The sequence below is a fragment of the Streptococcus sp. Marseille-P7375 genome (assembly GCF_902460365.1).
Classification (GTDB): domain Bacteria; phylum Bacillota; class Bacilli; order Lactobacillales; family Streptococcaceae; genus Streptococcus; species Streptococcus cristatus_I.
This window is the reverse complement of record NZ_CABPTR010000001.1, coordinates 948,843-966,895: the sequence shown is the minus strand read 5'-3', so window position 1 is coordinate 966,895 and position 18,053 is coordinate 948,843. Positions and strand designations below refer to the sequence as shown.

The following is an 18,053-nucleotide window of genomic DNA, read 5'->3' as shown; positions in this document are numbered from 1 at the left end:
AAAATCAGGAAAATAAGAGAATTTTTATTCTTATTGTGGTATAATCTATAAGAATGTTAAAAAGATAAAGGAGCATATTACGAAATGAAACGTATTGCTGTTTTGACCAGTGGTGGAGACGCCCCTGGTATGAATGCTGCCATCCGTGCAGTAGTTCGCCAAGCAATCTCAGAAGGAATGGAAGTTTTTGGTATCTATGATGGGTACGCAGGTATGGTTGCCGGTGAAATTTATCCACTTGATGCTGCTTCAGTAGGAGACATCATTTCACGTGGTGGTACTTTCCTTCACTCTGCTCGTTACCCTGAGTTTGCACAACTTGAAGGCCAACTTAAAGGGATTGAGCAGTTGAAAAAACACGGTATCGAAGGTGTCGTTGTTATCGGTGGAGACGGTTCTTACCACGGAGCTATGCGCTTGACAGAGCATGGTTTCCCAGCTATCGGACTTCCAGGAACTATCGATAACGATATCGTTGGTACTGATTTCACGATTGGATTTGACACTGCAGTAACTACTGCAATGGATGCGATTGATAAGATTCGTGATACATCATCAAGTCACCGTCGTACTTTCGTTGTTGAAGTAATGGGACGTAACGCTGGTGATATCGCTCTTTGGGCAGGTATTGCAACAGGTGCTGACGAAATCATCATTCCTGAAGAAGGCTTCAAGATGGAAGATATCGTAGCTAGTATCAAAGCTGGTTATGAATGCGGTAAAAAACACAACATCATCGTTTTGGCTGAGGGAGTTATGTCTGCCGATGAATTTGGTAAGAAACTCAAGGAAGCTGGAGACACTAGTGACCTTCGTGTAACTGAGCTTGGACATATCCAACGTGGTGGTTCTCCAACTGCGCGTGACCGTGTATTGGCATCACGAATGGGTGCACACGCTGTTAAACTCCTTAAACAAGGAATCGGCGGTGTCGCTGTTGGTATCCGTAACGAAAAAATGGTTGAAAATCCAATTCTTGGTACAGCAGAAGAAGGAGCTTTGTTTAGCTTGACTGAAGATGGCAAGATTGTGGTGAACAACCCACACAAAGCTGATCTTGAACTCGCTAGCTTGAACAAGAGCTTGTCCTAATCAACTTTCATTAATTTGGTAACATGACCATAAAGGTCGAATTATATAAAGGAGTCACAAAAATCATGAACAAACGTGTAAAAATCGTTGCAACTTTGGGTCCTGCGGTTGAAATCCGTGGTGGTAAAAAATTCGGTGAAGATGGATACTGGGGTGAAAAACTGGACGTTGAAGCTTCAGCTAAAAACATTGCTAAATTGATTGAAGCAGGAGCAAACACTTTCCGTTTCAACTTCTCACACGGTGACCACCAAGAACAAGGTGAGCGTATGGCAACTGTTAAACGTGCGGAAGAAATCGCTGGTAAAAAAGTTGGTTTCCTTCTTGACACTAAAGGTCCAGAAATCCGTACAGAATTGTTCGAAGGCGAAGCAAAAGAGTACTCATACAAAACTGGTGAAAAAATCCGTGTTGCAACTAAACAAGGAATCAAATCAACTCGCGATGTGATTGCTTTGAACGTTGCTGGTGGACTTGATATCTACGATGATGTTGAAGTAGGTCGCCAAGTATTGGTTGACGATGGTAAACTTGGTCTTCGCGTTGTAGAAAAAGACGATGCAAGCCGTGAATTTGTAGTTGAAGTTGAAAATGACGGTGTTATCGCTAAACAAAAAGGTGTAAACATCCCTAACACTAAAATTCCTTTCCCAGCTCTTGCTGAGCGCGATAACGACGATATCCGCTTTGGTTTGGAACAAGGTATCAACTTCATTGCGATTTCGTTCGTACGTACTGCAAAAGACGTCAACGAAGTTCGTGCAATCTGTGAAGAAACTGGTAACGGACATGTTCAATTGTTCGCTAAAATCGAAAACCAACAAGGTATTGACAACTTGGATGAAATCATCGAAGCTGCTGACGGTATCATGATCGCTCGTGGTGACATGGGTATCGAAGTACCATTCGAAATGGTTCCAGTTTACCAAAAAATGATCATTACTAAAGTTAATGCAGCTGGTAAAGTTGTTATTACAGCAACAAACATGCTTGAAACAATGACTGAAAAACCACGTGCGACTCGTTCAGAAGTATCAGACGTATTTAACGCTGTTATCGACGGAACTGACGCTACAATGCTTTCAGGTGAGTCTGCAAATGGTAAATACCCACTTGAGTCAGTAACTACAATGGCTACAATTGACAAAAACGCTCAAACTCTTCTTAACGAATACGGACGTTTGAACTCAGATACTTTCGAACGTAACTCTAAGACAGAAGTTATGGCTTCAGCTGTTAAAGATGCTACTAACTCAATGAATATCAAATTGGTTGTTACTTTGACTAAGACTGGTCACACTGCTCGTTTGATCTCTAAATACCGTCCAAATGCTGATATCTTGGCATTGACATTTGACGAATTGACAGAACGTGGCTTGATGTTGAACTGGGGTGTTATCCCAATGTTGACAGAAGCACCTTCATCAACTGATGATATGTTCGAAATCGCTGAACGTAAAGCAGTTGAAGCAGGTCTTGTTGAGTCTGGTGACGATATTGTTATCGTTGCAGGTGTACCACTTGGCGAAGCTGTTCGTACAAACACAATGCGTATCCGTACAGTACGTTAATTTATTTCATAGTATTCAAAAACCGATAGATCCATTCTATCGGTTTATTTTTTGTTCTAGAATTTTTAATTGATTTCGTAATTGTGAAAACTTCAAAATAAGAATATTAACATTTTGCATATCAAAAAGGAGAAGAACCTTATAATCTTCTCCAGATTTTATATTTTCTTCAATTGACCACAATTTATAAGGAATAAAAAACAATAGTGTAACTATGATAATTATGGATTATCGTTATATTATTGGTTAATAATGGATACTCTCTATATCACTTTTTCTCTTTTCTAGATTCTAATCCCCAACCGATTATCCAGCAGCAGACGAGCAGATAATTTTCAATCCAGCCCAGTAGGTTTGCTTGATTTGCTTTTTCCAGATGGCCTAGCAGATGGTTGGTACCAAAGCCCAGTCCACCCAGAATCAGTGCTAGCAAGGTCATACGCAGATAGAACCAATCATACTTTATGTTGGCGGCAATGACTAAAGGCAGAATAGCCAGATTCCAGAAACCTATTTCCCGCTGCCAGTAGGGAGCTAGGCCGTAGATGGACTCATTTCCCAAGAGTTGGGGCTGGAAAATCTGGATTATAGCCGCGCCCAGCATAGCTAAGATCAGTAAAATGAAAGTCACTCGTAAAAATTTATTCATACTTGTCTCCTTTCTTCTTTGTAGATTATAATGTTTTTGAAAATGATTTTCAAGTTTTCATTTTTTACAAAGGAATCTATAATAAAATATTTTACAGCCAAGTTCTATCTTTTTAGGTACTTTTGTGGTATACTAGATTAGTTGCAGAAATACAGTTTTTCTATTCAGTGGGAACTAGCGACCGAGTCGGCGCTTTTTTAGTGCCTGGACTTGAGAGACCATATTTACGAAGAGAAGAGCGAATACTCTCAGAAAATCAAGATTTAGCAAGCGACAAGTGCTTGGTATGTTTCGATAGTTGAGTATCAAAAGCCTTATAAGGTGGCTTCGCACCGCCTTTAGAAAGAAGAAGAACATTGAAATTTAATGAATTACATTTATCTGCTGAATTGCTAGCAGAGATTGAAAAAGCTGGTTTTGTAGAAGCAAGCCCTATTCAAGAGCAGACCATTCCGCTTGCTATGGCAGGTAAGGATGTCATTGGTCAGGCCCAGACTGGGACAGGAAAGACAGCAGCCTTTGGCTTCCCAGCTCTGGAGAAAATTGATACAGATAATCCTACTGTGCAGGCTTTGGTTATCGCTCCAACCCGTGAATTGGCTGTGCAGAGTCAGGAAGAGCTTTTCCGTTTTGGCCGCAGCAAGGGTGTCAAGGTACGCTCTGTCTACGGTGGTTCCAGCATCGAAAAGCAAATCAAGGCCCTCAAATCAGGTGCTCATATTGTCGTAGGAACACCTGGCCGTCTCTTGGATTTGATCAAACGCAAGGCGCTTAAGCTGAATCAAATTGAAACTTTGATCTTGGACGAAGCGGATGAAATGCTTAACATGGGCTTTTTGGAAGACATTGAGTCTATCATTTCCCGTGTGCCAGAAGAACGTCAGACATTGCTCTTTTCAGCGACCATGCCTGATGCTATCAAGCGTATTGGTGTCAAGTTCATGAAGGAGCCTGAGCATGTCAAGATTGCTGCCAAGGAATTGACAACGGAGCTGGTAGACCAGTATTATATCCGTGTCAAAGAAAATGAAAAATTTGATACCATGACTCGCCTGATGGACGTGGAGCAGCCTGAGCTGTCAATCGTCTTTGGTCGGACCAAGCGCCGGGTGGATGAGCTGACTCGCGGTCTGAAAATCCGTGGTTTCCGAGCAGAGGGTATCCATGGTGATTTGGATCAAGGCAAGCGCCTTCGCGTTCTGCGTGACTTTAAAAACGGCAATTTGGATGTTTTAGTGGCGACAGATGTGGCTGCGCGTGGATTGGACATTTCTGGTGTGACCCATGTCTACAACTACGACATTCCGCAGGATCCAGAAAGCTATGTTCACCGGATTGGTCGGACTGGTCGTGCTGGTAAGTCAGGTCAGTCTATCACTTTTGTTGCGCCAAATGAAATGGGCTATCTGCAGATTATCGAAAATCTGACCAAGAAGCGTATGAAAGGCCTTAAGCCAGCGACTGCGGAAGAAGCTTTCCAAGCTAAGAAAAGAGTTGCCCTTAAGAAGATTGAACGCGATTTTGCTGACGAAAGCATCCGTTCTAACTTTGAGAAATTCAGCAAGGATGCCCGCAAGCTGGCAGCAGAATTTAGCCCAGAAGAGCTGGCCATGTATATCCTCAGCTTGACGGTACAGGATCCAGATACCCTTCCTGAAGTAGAAATCGCCCGTGAAAAACCATTGCCATTTAAAGCATCTGGTGGCGGTTTTGGTGGAAAAGGTAAGAGTGGTCGTGGAAACGGTCGTCGAGGCGACCAAGGCCGTGATCGCCGTGGCGGACGTGAAGATCGAGAGGGTGGCCGCCGTGACTTTAAACGCAAGTCAAACAAGAACAGTCGCGACTTCGAAAGCAGAGGAAATAAACGCCCACAACGCACTTCCAGCGAAAAGAAAACCGGCTTTGTTATCCGTAATAAAGGCGATAAATAAACAAAAAATCCGATGTCAGCTGACATCGGATTTTTCTATTGAAAATAATTTGAATATCTTTCAAGATTTGTTTGAAAACAGCACAATGAAAACGCATAAACAAACAATAATCTATTTTTTTGAAAAAAAGTATACATTTTTTTGTTTATATGAAAAAATTGTAGTATAATGATATAAGCAATGGTGCATGGACATTAAAGTGATTTGAGGTGTCCAAGGAACCTAAGAATCAAAGGGGAAACTTTGATGAGACGTCTCTAGACATCAACAACAAGGAGGATTGTACATGAAGGAAAGTCGTCATAAAGTGATCTTACAAGAGCTGGACCAGACGGGAGTTGTGTCTGTAAAGAACCTGAAGGAATTGCTGAATGTAACAGATATGACCATTCGGCGAGATTTGATTGATCTTGAGAAGCAAGGACTTTTGATTCGGGTGCATGGTGGAGCTCATAAAAAGGTGAAAGATAGCTTGAATGAAGCTTCGCATTCTGAAAAAACGATGTTAAATATCGAAGAAAAGAAGCTGATCGCTAAGAAATGTGCTGATTTGATTGCTGAAGGAGACACAGTTTTTATCGGATCAGGTACTACAACGGATTTTATAGGCGATTATTTAGATGGGAAAAATATTAGTATTGTAACCAATTCTCTCCCTATTTTCGAAAAGTTGAAGGATTATCCTAATTTTGATTTGATTTTGATTGGAGGACGCTATCGGGTCAAGACCCAGACTTTTGTGGGGCAGTTTGCCAATAAACTTTTACGAGAAATCAAGGTATCAAAGGCCTTTATTGGAGTGAACGGAATTGACGGCCACAATGTGACGACTGCCAATGAAGAAGAGGGGAATGGGAATGCCATTATTCTCAACAATGCAATTGAAAAATACATTGTTGCAGATAATAGCAAATTTGATAGCTATTCTTTCTATAGTTTTTACCGTTTGGACAATATTGATGCGATTGTAACGGATGACCATATCTCTCCGAAAGTGAGAGCAAAATATAGTTCTTACACCAAGATTCTCTGATTTGATCGCGTTGTCATGAATATTAATTTGAGATTCTGAAAGCTGCGAATTTCGTAGCTTTTATTTCTTGTTTCAAATGAATTGCATTTAATAGTGGGGGAAAAGTTTTTGTATATCAACTTAGACTTGCTAAGGATATTTTTATGACTCGTGTTATTCCTTAACAATTCAGAATGACGAAATGTTCTATCTTCATATGAACATTAAAATTTTAAGTTATTAGGTAAATAAACAAAAAATAACAAAACAAACTATTGACAGCGCTATCACATAATGATATAATTAATTAAACGAACAAAAAGAAACAAAAGGAGAGATGATAAAATGGCGCTTGCCCAATTATTTGATGAAAATCTAGTGTTTTGTTTACATGCAGAAAATCAAGAAGATCTTTTTCATCAAGTAGCTGATTTGTTAGAAGAAAGAGAAATTGTAACTTCTTCTTATCGAAACGCTTTACTTGAAAGAGAAAAGGCGTTTCCAACTGGATTGGATATGGAATTTTTAGGCAAGGAATTGCCGAATGTTGCCATACCTCATACGGATATTGCGCATAATTTGACTGAAAATGTGGTAGTTGTTAAGCTAGATCAGCCTGTAACCTTCCACAATATGATTTCTCCTACGCAAACCGTTGAAGTGTCTCTCTTGTTCTTTATTATCAACAACTCTAGCTCAAGCCAGACTAATATCTTAGCTCAGTTGATGGATTTCTTCACTAGCGAAGGAAATCTAGCTGGTTTAGCTTCTTTGAACTCAAAAGAAGAGTTGTTCCAATATATTTCAAAAGTTATTAAATAAATAAATCGGAGGATTTTATTATGATTAAAATTTTAGCAGCCTGCGGAGCAGGGGTAAACTCAAGTCACCAAATCAAGAGTGCTCTTGAGGAAGAGTTGTCAAACCGCGGTTATGATGTACATTGTGATGCCGTGATGGTTAAGGATGTCAATGAAGATCTAATGCAAGGTTATGATATCTTCACGCCAATCGCTGCAACAGATCTTGGTTTTGAACCAGGAATTCCAGTTATCGAAGCTGGACCAATTTTGTTCCGTATTCCTGCAATGAGCGCTCCAGTCTTTGACAATATTGAAGCAGCTATTAAAGAACACGGACTAAGTTAATCTATTCTTTATCTTGTTAACATTCATATAACAAAAAAAGGGAGGAATTATTATGGATGTCATTATTGACCTAGCCAATAAGATTTTCAAGCCAGTCTTGGAAATGGGTGGTCCTATCATCATGCTGATCATCTTGACAGTATTGGCCTTACTATTTGGAGTGAAATTCTCCAAAGCGCTTGAAGGTGGTATCAAACTTGCCATCGCTCTTACTGGTATCGGTGCCATCATCGGTATGCTTAACGGAGCTTTCTCAGCATCACTTGCTAAATTCGTTGAAAACACTGGTATCCAGTTGAATATCACAGACGTTGGTTGGGCGCCACTTGCAACCATCACTTGGGGTTCTCCATGGACCTTGTACTTCTTGCTCATCATGCTCATTGTCAATGTGGCAATGTTAGCTATGAAAAAAACAGATACATTGGACGTGGATATCTTTGATATCTGGCACTTGTCAATTACTGGCTTGCTCATCAAATGGTATGCAGATAAGAGCCATGTAAGTCCTGCTGTGTCACTCTTGATTGCAACTTTAGCAGTTGTCTTGGTTGGTGTCTTAAAGATTATCAACTCTGACTTGATGAAACCAACTTTTGATGATTTGTTGAATGCGCCAAGTTCATCACCAATGACTTCAACTCACATGAACTACATGATGAACCCTGTTATCATGGTTTTGGATAAGATTTTTGACAAATTCTTCCCTGGGTTGGACAAATATGACTTTGATGCTGCCGCTTTGAATAAGAAAATCGGTTTCTGGGGATCTAAATTCTTCATCGGTTTCCTTCTTGGTATAGTTATCGGTATCATGGGAACTCCGCACCCAGTGTCTGACGTTGCTGAAGCAGCAAAATGGTCACTTGTTATCAAAGGATGGTTGTCTCTTGGTTTGACTGCCGGTGTCTGCTTGGAGCTCTTCTCACTTATCGGATCATGGTTTATCGCAGCCGTTGAACCACTTTCACAAGGTATTACAAACGTAGCAACAAAACGTCTTCAAGGACGTAAATTCAACATCGGTCTTGACTGGCCATTTATCGCTGGTCGTGCAGAAATCTGGGCCTGCGCTAACGTGCTTGCACCAATCATGTTGATTGAAGCAGTTCTGCTTTCTAATGTAGGGAACGGTATCTTGCCATTGGCTGGTATCATTGCGATGGGTGTGACACCTGCCCTTCTGGTTGTTACTCGTGGTAAATTGCTTCGTATGATTGTCTTTGGAACACTCTTGTTACCACTCTTCCTTCTTTCAGGTACCCTGATTGCACCGTTTGCAACAGAACTTGCTAAAGGTGTAGGTGCTTTCCCTGAAGGAGTTAGCCAAACTCAATTGATCACTCACTCAACACTTGAAGGACCAATCGAAAAACTCTTGGGCTGGACTATTGGTAATACTACTACAGGTGATATTAAAGCTATCATTGGTGCTATTGTCTTCCTTGGTGCTTATATTGGAATCTTTGCTTGGTACAGAAAGCAAATGATCAAACGGAATGCGGAATATGCAGCAAAAGCAAAATAATATCCGTTAACTATTGTTAAATATTGTAAGACTAGGGAAGCTAGATTGTCCATTTCCAAATGGGAATGTTGATAATCTAGCTTTTCCTATGTAATGAATAGAAAAGGCTAAGCAGAGAGAAGTCAGAAGCCTGCCTTTTTCTCTGAAGTAGAGAGGAGATTTGGATGGTGATCGCGCTAGAAAATGATGAATTAACAGTGCAGTTTAAGCAATTGGGAGGAGCGCTTTCTTCAATCAGGGATAAGGATGGTGTAGAATACCTCTGGCAGGGAGATGCGACCTATTGGAGTGGTCAAGCTCCAGTTCTTTTCCCCATTTGTGGGAGTTTGCGTAATGACACTGCTCACTATGTATTAGAAGATGGTCAAGAAGCGAGTGGAGTCATTCCACGGCATGGGCTCATTCGCAAGAAAGAATTTGAATTAGTAGAACAAACGGATACGAGTGTGACTTTTGCTATTGAGGACACAGAGGAGATGTTTCAGAACTATCCCTATCATTTCCGCTTATCAATTCGCTATAGCTTGATTGGTAAGAAGCTTCGTACCCAGTATATTGTGGAGAATCTTGGAGATAGTGGCGCCATGCCGTACTTCATCGGAGGCCACCCCGGTTTTAACTGTCCTTTACTTGATGATGAAAAGTATGAAGATTACTATTTGGAGTTTGAAGAGGAAGAAACTTGCAGCGTTCCTCTCTCTTATCCTGAAACTGGTATGTTGAACTTTTTCGAACGTTCAAGCTTCCTAGATCATCAAAAAGAACTGGCTTTGGACTATGCTCTATTTGCTAAAGATGCAGTGACCCTTGATGAGCTAAAATCGCGGACTGTTGCTCTTCGTTCTCGGAAACATGATAAAGGGTTACGTTTGGATTTTCAAGAATTTCCAAATCTAATTATCTGGTCAACTATTAACAAAGGACCATTTATAGCCTTGGAACCTTGGTCAGGTTTGTCGACCTCATTAGAAGAGGGTGATTATTTAGAAAGCAAGAAAAATGTCCGTCTACTCCCAGCAGGAGAAAAAGAAGAAATTGGATTTGATATTACTATTTTTTAAAGAAAAATTTCAAAAATGTTTAAAAACAAACATATAATGTTGACAGCAAACACGAAATGTTGTATTATAAACTTGTGAATCAAATAACGTTTAATGTTTTAAAACATTTTAGTTCATTATATAGAAAATTAAAGGAGGACTTAATATGTCTATTATCATTGGTGCAGATGCTGCAGGTTTGAGATTGAAAGAAGTTGTGAAAGACTTCTTGGAAAAAGAAAACTTCCACGTTGTGGATGTTACAGCTGAAGGTCAAGACTTTGTTGATGTGACTCTTGCTGTTGCTGCAGAAGTAAACAAAGAAGAACAAAATCTTGGTATCGTGATTGATGCTTATGGTGCTGGCCCATTCATGGTTGCAACTAAAATCAAAGGAATGGTTGCCGCAGAAGTATCTGACGAACGTTCAGCTTATATGACTCGTGGCCACAACAACTCACGTATGATTACTATGGGTGCACAACTTGTTGGTGATGAATTGGCGAAAAACATTGCTAAAGGTTTTGTTAACGGTAAATACGATGGCGGTCGTCACCAAATTCGGGTCGACATGTTGAACAAAATGTGCTAATTAGATTACAGTAAGAAAGGTAAGATAAAAATGAGAATTGCAATTGGATGTGACCACATCGTAACAGATGAAAAAATGGCGGTTTCAGAATTTTTGAAATCAAAAGGATATGAAGTCATTGACTTTGGTACCTATGATCATACACGTACTCACTACCCAATTTTTGGTAAAAAAGTCGGTGAAGCTGTAACTAGCGGTCAAGCTGATCTTGGTGTTTGTATCTGTGGTACTGGTGTTGGTATCAATAACGCTGTCAACAAAGTTCCTGGTGTACGTTCTGCCTTGGTTCGTGATATGACAACAGCTCTTTATGCTAAAGAGCAATTGAATGCCAATGTTATCGGTTTTGGTGGTAAAATCACTGGTGAATTGCTTATGTGCGATATCATTGAAGCTTTCATCAAAGCTGAATACAAACCATCAGAAGAAAATAAAAAATTGATTGCGAAAATTGAGCACGTTGAAAGTCACAATGCTCACCAAGCAGATGCAAACTTCTTTACAGAATTCCTTGAAAAATGGGATCGCGGTGAATACCACGACTAAGAGGTAACGCATGATTTTAACAGTCACGATGAATCCATCCATTGATATTTCCTATCCTTTGGATGAATTAAAAATTGATACTGTCAACCGTGTGATGGACGTGACCAAGACAGCTGGTGGAAAGGGTCTCAATGTTACGCGAGTTCTTTCAGAATTTGGTGATTCTGTTGCTGCTACTGGTTTAGTTGGTGGCAAACTTGGTGAGTTTTTGGTAGAACATATCGATGATAAAGTAACGAAAGATTTCTTCTCCATTCAAGGAGAGACTCGTAACTGTATCGCAATTCTACACGGAGACAACCAAACAGAAATTCTTGAGAAAGGGCCTGAAGTTCTGGAACAAGAAGGTCAAGATTTCTTGGCTCATTTCAAAAATCTCCTTGCCACCGTGGAAGTAGTAGCTATCTCTGGTAGTCTTCCAGCAGGTCTTCCGGTTGATTACTATGCAAACTTGGTAGAGCTTGCTAATCGCGCAGGCAAACCAGTTGTTCTAGACTGCTCAGGTGCAGCTCTTCAGGCGGTTCTTGAATCACCACACAAACCAACAGTTATTAAACCAAATAACGAAGAATTGTCTCAGCTTCTTGGGAAAGAAGTTTCTGAGGATTTGGATGAATTAAAAGAAGTTCTTCAAGAGCCGTTATTTGCAGGGATTGAGTGGATAATCATTTCACTTGGTGCCAATGGTGCTTTTGCTAAACATGGTGATACTTTCTACAAGGTAGATATTCCAAGAATTCAGGTAGTCAATCCTGTCGGATCTGGAGATTCTACTGTTGCAGGGATTTCATCAGGACTTCTTCATAAGGAATCGGATGCAGAACTCCTCATCAAGGCAAATGTCCTTGGTATGCTCAATGCTCAAGAAAAGATGACAGGTCATGTCAATATGGCTAACTATAAAGCTCTATATGATCAATTAATAGTAAAAGAGGTATAAAATGGCTTTAACAGAACAAAAACGCAGATATTTGGAAAAACTCTCTGACGAGAACGGCATCATCTCAGCTCTTGCCTTTGACCAACGTGGTGCTTTGAAACGCCTCATGGCTCAATACCAAACAGAAGAGCCAACAGTGGCTCAAATGGAAGAACTCAAAGTCTTGGTAGCAGATGAATTGACAAAATACGCGTCATCTATGCTTCTCGACCCTGAGTATGGACTTCCAGCTACAAAAGCGCTTGATGCTAATGCAGGTCTTCTTCTTGCTTATGAGAAAACAGGTTATGACACAACTAGCACCAAACGCTTGCCAGACTGCTTGGATGTTTGGTCTGCCAAACGCATCAAGGAACAAGGTGCGGATGCTGTGAAGTTTTTGCTTTACTACGATGTAGATAGCGCTGACGAACTTAACCAACAAAAACAAGCCTACATTGAACGCATCGGCTCTGAGTGTGTGGCAGAAGACATTCCATTCTTCCTTGAAATCTTGGCTTACGATGAAAAAATCGCTGATGCTGGCTCTGCAGAATACGCCAAAGTGAAACCACACAAGGTTATAGGTGCCATGAAAGTCTTCTCAGACCCACGCTTCAACATCGATGTCTTGAAAGTGGAAGTTCCAGTCAATGTTAAATACGTTGAAGGTTTTGGTGAAGGTGAAATCGTGCATACACGCGAAGAAGCAGCAGCCTTCTTCAAAGCGCAAGATGAAGCAACTAACTTGCCATATATCTACTTGAGTGCGGGTGTATCAGCTAAACTTTTCCAAGAAACACTTGTCTTTGCCCACGAATCAGGCGCAAACTTCAATGGAGTTCTTTGCGGCCGTGCAACCTGGGCAGGATCAGTTGAAGCCTACATCAAAGACGGTGAGACAGCAGCTCGTGAATGGCTTCGCACAACTGGATTTGAGAACATTGACGAACTTAACAAGGTTCTTCAAACAACAGCGACTTCATGGAAAGAACGTATCTAATTTAATCTTGAATGTAGAAATCAAAAAACGTAGTAAGTTTCAGGACTTGCTACGTTTTTCTTCTATATAAGCTAGTTTTTCAGCTCGTTTCTTCTTTTTGAAGAGGGCTTCAGCCGACATGGCTGCAGATTTGTCGGGGTATTCTTCTTGATAGATGAGTGTGACGGGCAATCGGGCGCGAGTGTACTTGGCTCCTTTTCCAGACTGATGTGTTTTGAGACGAGCTTCTACATCGGTGGTATAGCCTGTGTAGAGGGTGCCGTCTTCGCATTCAAGGACGTACATATAGGCTTTATTTTCCATAGTAAATCTCTTGAATTTCTGGTGTATAGCTGCCGTCTTGCTCGTGGATAAAGAGAGGTGGGAGGATTTTCAGGCCGTCTGGTGAACCATCTTTAATAGCCTCGATTAAGAGCATATTGGCTTCTCTCCCCTGCTTGGGATAGACAAACTGGATGCGCTTGGGCGCTAGATTATGGTTTTTCATAGTTTCTAAAATATCCAAAAATCGGTCAGGACGGTGAACCATTGCTAAGCGGCCATTGGACTTGAGGACTCGCTGGGCTATCGTACAAATCTCTTCTAAATTCGTAGCAACTTCGTGACGTGCTAGCAGATAATGCTCACTGCCGTTAAGATTGGAATGTTCATCTACCTTGAAATAGGGAGGATTACAGAGAATGATGTCAACCTTACTGCCAGAGATGTGGTTGCCTAGATTTTTCAAGTCGTCATGGATGACCTGCATCTGTTGAGTAAGGTTATTTAATTCAATGGAACGCTGGGCCATATCTGCCAAACGTTCCTGAATTTCCACCGCTAGAATCTGGGCCTGAGTCCGTGTGCTAGCAAAGAGACCAACAGCCCCGTTTCCAGCGCAGAGATCAACGATGAGCCCTCGTTTGGGTAATTTTGGAAAGCGAGAAAGCAGGACACTATCGACTGAATAGCTAAAAACCTCGCTATTTTGAATGATTTTTATATCAGTGGAAAAGAGTTGGTTGACTCTTTCCCCGTCTTTTAATTTTGCTTCTGTCATACCAACATTATAGCATGATTAAGTGCTATTCCAAAGAAGAAAGAGAAATTTTATAGGAAAAAACACCTGACTATGTCTGTCAGGTGCGAATTTTAGTTGAATTCATATTTTTGCTTGATAGTACAAGCGATGAAAATTCCGATAAAGAAAACCATGAGAATCAGATAGACTGGCAAGGTTGCGGCTGTCAGCGTTGCAATTTCCAAAAGGTGTTGCAGGACAAAGGCGGATAGATAGAAGCCTGCGACTGAAAAAATGATCAGAAGAGCGCGCCAGAGGTTGAGTGGCAGGCAGGCCCGGATGACGGACAAGAAGCTGATGCTGCCTAGCAAGTAGTAGGACAGAGTGGCCATTTCAATGTCGCTCCAGCCATGGCTGCTGCCCCAGATACGGACAAATAGCACGCTGAAGATAATCATGAGGGAGCTTGGCAGAGCCAGCTGCAGGGAGCGTTTGAGGAAGTGCTTTTCAACCGGCTTAATATTGCGCTCAAAAGTGAGGACAAAGGGTGGGAAACCTTCGACAAACTGGTCAATCAAGGTGATTTGAATCGGAATGAATGGGAAAATCAATAGATATTCCGGCTTGCCTAGCAGGACGCTGGCGATACAGATGATAGCTAGGATGAAAGAATAAATGGTCTTGATGAAGAAAATCGGAGCAATCCGGCCGATATTGTTAACAACACGGCGGCCTTCAAAAAGAATCTCAGGGACATCGTTAAAGTCGGAATTAAGAAGGACTAAGTTGGCAATCTGCCGAGTTGCGGGGTCGCCCTCTGCCATGACGATGGAGCAGTCAGCTTCACGCAAGGCTAAGATATCATTAACACCATCTCCTGTCATAGCTGTTGTCCGGCCAGCTGCCTTGAGAGTCTGGATGAGCAGCTTTTTCTGATGAGGAGAAACACGGCCGAAGATGGCTGTTTCTTCTGCTTGCTCAACCAGTTCTTGATCGCTGATTTTAGAGCAGTCGATGTAGCTGTCGTAGTTGGCAAATCCAGCCTGGCTCGCAATATGGGAAACGGTCACAGGATTGTCGCCAGAGATGATTTTCAAATCAACATCCTGAGAGCGCAGGTAGTCCAGTGTCTCGGCTGCTCCCTCACGAATAGGGTCAGTGATTTCCAGGACAGCCAGAGCGGTCATATCTTCAGGCAGTTGGATACTGTGTTTGTTTAGCACTTGGTCGCTGTGAGCCAGCACCAAAACCCGCGATCCGCGTTTTTGAGCCTCTCCAACCGCTGCAGGATTGCTGTCCAGCAGCATTTCGGGCGCTCCCAAAAAGATAGTTCCGACACTGGATAAGTGCATAGCGCCCCATTTTCGGTCACTAGAAAATGGAATAACATTGTCGCTAGTATAGGTGTGCTCCAGGTGGCCGTATCCCTTGCGGATAGCCTGGGCTGTTGGGTTATTATCCTCACTGGTTTGGATGTAGGCTGCTAAGATTTGACCGACTGTCTCATCAGAAAACTTATCTGACAGACTATGCAAGGCTTCAACAGTCATCTTACCTTGAGTAATTGTCCCGGTCTTGTCCAGGCAGAGAGTATCCACTCGAGCCAGAGTTTCAACTGAATACATTTCCTGAACAAGAACCTTGCGCATGCCCAGCTTGATGACAGCTGTCAGGAGTGAAGTGACTGTCAGCAGGGCGATTCCCTTAGGCAGCATACCCAAAAGAGCTGTCGAGCTGGTAATGACAGAGTTTTTGACAGGCAATCCCTTTATCATTAGGGCTTCAAAGAAGAGAGCCAATCCGAAAGGAATGATGATTTTTCCGGTAAAGCGGGAAATTTTCGCAAGATTGTATAGAATGCGCGAGTTGATAGGCTTGAGGGTTTTAGCTTCAGTCATGAGCTTGTTGGCATAGTTGTCTGCGCCGACATGGTGCACCTCAGCATAGATCTGCCCACTGGCCAGAAAGCTACCAGACAGCAACTCAGCGCCTTTTTCCTTGAGAACCAAGTCACTCTCCCCTGTCAGCATGGCTTCATTGGCCTCGGCAACACCCTCTACTACACGGGCATCACTGGGAATTTGCTCGCCGGCTGACAGCTTGATCAGATCGCCCAGTACAATTTCTTCTGGCTGAATCTTGACTTCCTGGCCGTCTCGGATGACTGTGACCAGCTCTCGGCTGACCAGATTGAGCTTGTCAATCATGTGCTTGGCTCGTAGTTCCGTAATAATACCAGTGACAGCATTAAAGCTGATGACGGCGAAGAAGACCAGATTGCTCCAAGCTTGGACAGAGACCAAGGCCAGAGCGATCACAAAGTTTAGGGCATTAAAAAGGGTGAAAACATTCCGCTTAACGATTTGCCAGTTACTAGTACTGGTGTCACTAGTAAAATCGTTGGTCAAGCCCTGCGAAATCTTTTCATCTATTTGGATTTGGTTTAAACCGATTAATTCTTTCTTATTCATGAGACTAATGATACCATTTTTTTATAGAAATAGCTATCAGAATCAGCTGTTACAGCCAAAGTTTGGAAAAATATTGCAGACTATAAGGGTATAAGGTATAATGGGAAAGGATGTAATAAATTTCAAGTACAATCACAGTTTGAAATAAGGAGAGTTTATGTTTTATACTTATTTGCGAGGTTTAGTGATTTTTATCCTGTGGACCTTAAACGGCAATGCGCATTACCACAATAAAGAAAAGATTCCTTCAAAAGATGAAAATTATATCTTGGTTGCCCCTCACCGAACATGGTGGGATCCAGTTTACATGGCTTTTGCGACCAAGCCCAAGCAGTTCATTTTCATGGCTAAGAAACAACTCTTTGAAAATCGAGTGTTCGGCTGGTGGATTCGCATGTGTGGTGCCTTTCCCATCGACCGAGAAAATCCTGGACCGTCAGCGATCAAGTACCCAGTCAATATGCTGAAAAAGAGCAATCGTTCCCTGATTATGTTCCCGAGCGGCAGCCGCCATTCTACGGATGTCAAGGGAGGAGTGGCAGTGATTGCTAAGATGGCTAAAGTCCGTATCATGCCTGTAGTCTATGCTGGTCCCATGAGCTTCAAAGGCTTGGCAGCTGGGGAGCGCGTGGATATGAACTTCGGTAATCCAATTGATATTTCGGATATCAAAAAGATGAATGATGAGGGAATTGAGGAAGTGGCTCGTCGGATTCAGGCAGAGTTTGACCGCTTGGATGCAGAAGTGGCGCCTTATCAGACAGGTAAAAAGCCAAATATCTTCTGGCGGATTTTACGAGCAATTGCCTTTATTCCAGCAGCATTGATTGGTATTCTAACTTTCATTTTTAGTTTCCTTGCAAGCTTTGTCTGGGATCCAGATAAGCATAGAAAATAAGATACGAATCAGCTTCCTTAGCAATCTTGCTTGGGAGCTGATTTTTTTATGCGAGTGAGCTATAATGTTGGTATGTTTTATAAGGAGGATGCTATGTCTCTTGCTTTTTTATCTTTTGTAACCTTATCACTGTTTATGCTGCACGAGTTTGATGAGATTATCCTGATTCGGCCTTGGATTTCTCAGAATCAAAACCATCAAGGCTATCAAAAGGAGATGTTCATTGCCAGAAGAGGAAGTTATCTTTCTGCTGAAAGCATTGCTCTGATGATTGCGGAGGAATTTCTACTGGCTTTTATTCTCTTGCTGCTTGCCATTCTATTTCGCATTCCCGAGCTGGCTCTGGCTATTGGCTTCTGTCATACTCTCCATCTGCTGGGCCATATTATGCAAGTGTTTCGCTTTCGTCGCTGGGTACCGGGCGGCTTCACAGCTTTGACGACTTTTCCTATACTCATCTTAGTCTTTGTCCTTTATCTGAGTCAGCAGTCAGTTTCTTGGCCGCTGCTTCTGATTCTAAGCGTGCTTGTGATGGCTTTTCTTTTGGCAAATCTGGTTTTTTTACATAGCAGAGCTAAAAAGTTAGAAGCTTGGATATACAGGATAAGCAAAGCAGATTGATATTACAGCTTCTATTTTCATCAATGGCCTTT

General features: G+C 41.9%; 18 protein-coding genes. 14 read left to right on the top strand and 4 right to left on the bottom strand.

What is annotated here, in order from left to right; genetic code table 11:
• Positions 1–84 precede the first annotated feature (84 nt).
• Positions 85–1,092 carry a 6-phosphofructokinase gene (gene pfkA, locus FZ954_RS05010; protein ID WP_148877566.1) on the top strand — a complete coding sequence of 336 codons (1,008 nt, stop codon included), beginning with the start codon at positions 85–87 and terminating at the stop codon, positions 1,090–1,092.
• 65 nt (positions 1,093–1,157) lie between these two features.
• Positions 1,158–2,663, top strand: a complete 1,506-nt coding sequence (pyk, locus tag FZ954_RS05005) for a pyruvate kinase (protein WP_148877564.1) — start codon at positions 1,158–1,160, stop codon at positions 2,661–2,663.
• Between the two features lie 268 nt (positions 2,664–2,931).
• On the opposite strand, the gene FZ954_RS05000 is transcribed toward pyk, so the two are convergent.
• A complete protein-coding gene (locus tag FZ954_RS05000; protein WP_148877562.1) occupies positions 2,932–3,312 on the bottom strand; it encodes a hypothetical protein in 381 nt (126 codons plus the stop codon).
• 356 nt (positions 3,313–3,668) lie between these two features.
• Here FZ954_RS05000 and FZ954_RS04985 point away from each other — a divergent pair, with 356 nt between their 5' ends.
• The 10 genes from FZ954_RS04985 (at position 3,669) to lacD (ending at position 13,031) form a co-directional block, all read left to right on the top strand.
• Positions 3,669–5,243 (top strand): DEAD/DEAH box helicase, encoded by a 1,575-nt coding sequence (locus FZ954_RS04985; RefSeq protein WP_148877557.1) that lies wholly within the window; start codon positions 3,669–3,671, stop codon positions 5,241–5,243.
• Positions 5,244–5,529: 286 nt separating this feature from the next.
• A complete protein-coding gene (locus FZ954_RS04980) occupies positions 5,530–6,276 on the top strand; it encodes a DeoR/GlpR family DNA-binding transcription regulator (RefSeq protein WP_148877555.1) in 747 nt (248 codons plus the stop codon).
• 324 nt (positions 6,277–6,600) lie between these two features.
• Positions 6,601–7,077 carry a PTS sugar transporter subunit IIA gene (locus FZ954_RS04975; RefSeq protein WP_061909576.1) on the top strand — a complete coding sequence of 159 codons (477 nt, stop codon included), beginning with the start codon at positions 6,601–6,603 and terminating at the stop codon, positions 7,075–7,077.
• Between the two features lie 20 nt (positions 7,078–7,097).
• Positions 7,098–7,403, top strand: a complete 306-nt coding sequence (locus tag FZ954_RS04970; RefSeq protein ID WP_005590672.1) for a PTS sugar transporter subunit IIB — start codon at positions 7,098–7,100, stop codon at positions 7,401–7,403.
• Between the two features lie 52 nt (positions 7,404–7,455).
• Positions 7,456–8,931: a PTS galactitol transporter subunit IIC gene (locus FZ954_RS04965; protein WP_125373277.1), complete on the top strand. Its 1,476-nt coding sequence runs from the start codon at positions 7,456–7,458 to the stop codon at positions 8,929–8,931.
• 164 nt (positions 8,932–9,095) lie between these two features.
• Positions 9,096–9,992 carry an aldose 1-epimerase family protein gene (locus tag FZ954_RS04960; RefSeq protein WP_148877553.1) on the top strand — a complete coding sequence of 299 codons (897 nt, stop codon included), beginning with the start codon at positions 9,096–9,098 and terminating at the stop codon, positions 9,990–9,992.
• Between the two features lie 145 nt (positions 9,993–10,137).
• Complete coding sequence (gene lacA, locus FZ954_RS04955) at positions 10,138–10,563, top strand: galactose-6-phosphate isomerase subunit LacA (protein ID WP_125373275.1); 426 nt, start codon at positions 10,138–10,140, stop codon at positions 10,561–10,563.
• A 30-nt stretch (positions 10,564–10,593) separates the two neighbouring features.
• Positions 10,594–11,109 carry a galactose-6-phosphate isomerase subunit LacB gene (lacB, locus tag FZ954_RS04950; RefSeq protein ID WP_148877551.1) on the top strand — a complete coding sequence of 172 codons (516 nt, stop codon included), beginning with the start codon at positions 10,594–10,596 and terminating at the stop codon, positions 11,107–11,109.
• Between the two features lie 10 nt (positions 11,110–11,119).
• Positions 11,120–12,049, top strand: a complete 930-nt coding sequence (locus FZ954_RS04945) for a tagatose-6-phosphate kinase (protein ID WP_148877548.1) — start codon at positions 11,120–11,122, stop codon at positions 12,047–12,049.
• 1 nt (position 12,050) lies between these two features.
• Positions 12,051–13,031: a tagatose-bisphosphate aldolase gene (lacD, locus tag FZ954_RS04940; RefSeq protein WP_148877546.1), complete on the top strand. Its 981-nt coding sequence runs from the start codon at positions 12,051–12,053 to the stop codon at positions 13,029–13,031.
• A gap of 39 nt (positions 13,032–13,070) precedes the next feature.
• Here lacD and FZ954_RS04935 read toward each other — a convergent pair whose 3' ends face one another.
• From FZ954_RS04935 to FZ954_RS04925, 3 genes are all read right to left on the bottom strand, one after another.
• A complete protein-coding gene (locus FZ954_RS04935; RefSeq protein WP_148877543.1) occupies positions 13,071–13,334 on the bottom strand; it encodes a GIY-YIG nuclease family protein in 264 nt (87 codons plus the stop codon).
• Positions 13,324–14,070 carry a tRNA1(Val) (adenine(37)-N6)-methyltransferase gene (locus tag FZ954_RS04930; protein WP_125405780.1) on the bottom strand — a complete coding sequence of 249 codons (747 nt, stop codon included), beginning with the start codon at positions 14,068–14,070 and terminating at the stop codon, positions 13,324–13,326. The genes FZ954_RS04935 and FZ954_RS04930 overlap by 11 nt, the downstream gene beginning before the upstream one ends.
• A gap of 92 nt (positions 14,071–14,162) precedes the next feature.
• Entirely contained in the window at positions 14,163–16,502 is a 2,340-nt protein-coding gene (locus FZ954_RS04925; protein ID WP_148877541.1) for a cation-translocating P-type ATPase, read from the bottom strand.
• A 157-nt stretch (positions 16,503–16,659) separates the two neighbouring features.
• On the opposite strand from FZ954_RS04925, the gene FZ954_RS04920 reads away from it, so the two are divergent.
• Both FZ954_RS04920 and FZ954_RS04915 read left to right on the top strand, forming a co-directional pair.
• Positions 16,660–17,400, top strand: a complete 741-nt coding sequence (locus FZ954_RS04920; RefSeq protein WP_148877539.1) for a 1-acyl-sn-glycerol-3-phosphate acyltransferase — start codon at positions 16,660–16,662, stop codon at positions 17,398–17,400.
• A gap of 72 nt (positions 17,401–17,472) precedes the next feature.
• The gene (locus tag FZ954_RS04915) at positions 17,473–18,021 is read left to right on the top strand and encodes an HXXEE domain-containing protein (protein ID WP_187423324.1); all 549 of its coding nucleotides are present in this window, start codon (positions 17,473–17,475) and stop codon (positions 18,019–18,021) included.
• The last annotated feature ends 32 nt before the right edge of the window (positions 18,022–18,053 follow it).

Excerpts from the sequence above, each read along its gene's own strand:
- pfkA (WP_148877566.1), top strand. The coding sequence starts at position 85 with ATGAAACGTATTGCTGTTTTGACCAGTGGTGGAGACGCCCCTGGTATG.
- pyk (WP_148877564.1), top strand. The coding sequence starts at position 1,158 with ATGAACAAACGTGTAAAAATCGTTGCAACTTTGGGTCCTGCGGTTGAA.
- FZ954_RS05000 (WP_148877562.1), bottom strand. The coding sequence starts at position 3,312 with ATGAATAAATTTTTACGAGTGACTTTCATTTTACTGATCTTAGCTATG.
- FZ954_RS04980 (WP_148877555.1), top strand. The coding sequence starts at position 5,530 with ATGAAGGAAAGTCGTCATAAAGTGATCTTACAAGAGCTGGACCAGACG.
- FZ954_RS04975 (WP_061909576.1), top strand. The coding sequence starts at position 6,601 with ATGGCGCTTGCCCAATTATTTGATGAAAATCTAGTGTTTTGTTTACAT.
- FZ954_RS04970 (WP_005590672.1), top strand. The coding sequence starts at position 7,098 with ATGATTAAAATTTTAGCAGCCTGCGGAGCAGGGGTAAACTCAAGTCAC.
- FZ954_RS04965 (WP_125373277.1), top strand. The coding sequence starts at position 7,456 with ATGGATGTCATTATTGACCTAGCCAATAAGATTTTCAAGCCAGTCTTG.
- FZ954_RS04960 (WP_148877553.1), top strand. The coding sequence starts at position 9,096 with ATGGTGATCGCGCTAGAAAATGATGAATTAACAGTGCAGTTTAAGCAA.
- lacA (WP_125373275.1), top strand. The coding sequence starts at position 10,138 with ATGTCTATTATCATTGGTGCAGATGCTGCAGGTTTGAGATTGAAAGAA.
- lacB (WP_148877551.1), top strand. The coding sequence starts at position 10,594 with ATGAGAATTGCAATTGGATGTGACCACATCGTAACAGATGAAAAAATG.
- FZ954_RS04945 (WP_148877548.1), top strand. The coding sequence starts at position 11,120 with ATGATTTTAACAGTCACGATGAATCCATCCATTGATATTTCCTATCCT.
- lacD (WP_148877546.1), top strand. The coding sequence starts at position 12,051 with ATGGCTTTAACAGAACAAAAACGCAGATATTTGGAAAAACTCTCTGAC.
- FZ954_RS04935 (WP_148877543.1), bottom strand. The coding sequence starts at position 13,334 with ATGGAAAATAAAGCCTATATGTACGTCCTTGAATGCGAAGACGGCACC.
- FZ954_RS04930 (WP_125405780.1), bottom strand. The coding sequence starts at position 14,070 with ATGACAGAAGCAAAATTAAAAGACGGGGAAAGAGTCAACCAACTCTTT.
- FZ954_RS04925 (WP_148877541.1), bottom strand. The coding sequence starts at position 16,502 with ATGAATAAGAAAGAATTAATCGGTTTAAACCAAATCCAAATAGATGAA.
- FZ954_RS04920 (WP_148877539.1), top strand. The coding sequence starts at position 16,660 with ATGTTTTATACTTATTTGCGAGGTTTAGTGATTTTTATCCTGTGGACC.
- FZ954_RS04915 (WP_187423324.1), top strand. The coding sequence starts at position 17,473 with ATGTTTTATAAGGAGGATGCTATGTCTCTTGCTTTTTTATCTTTTGTA.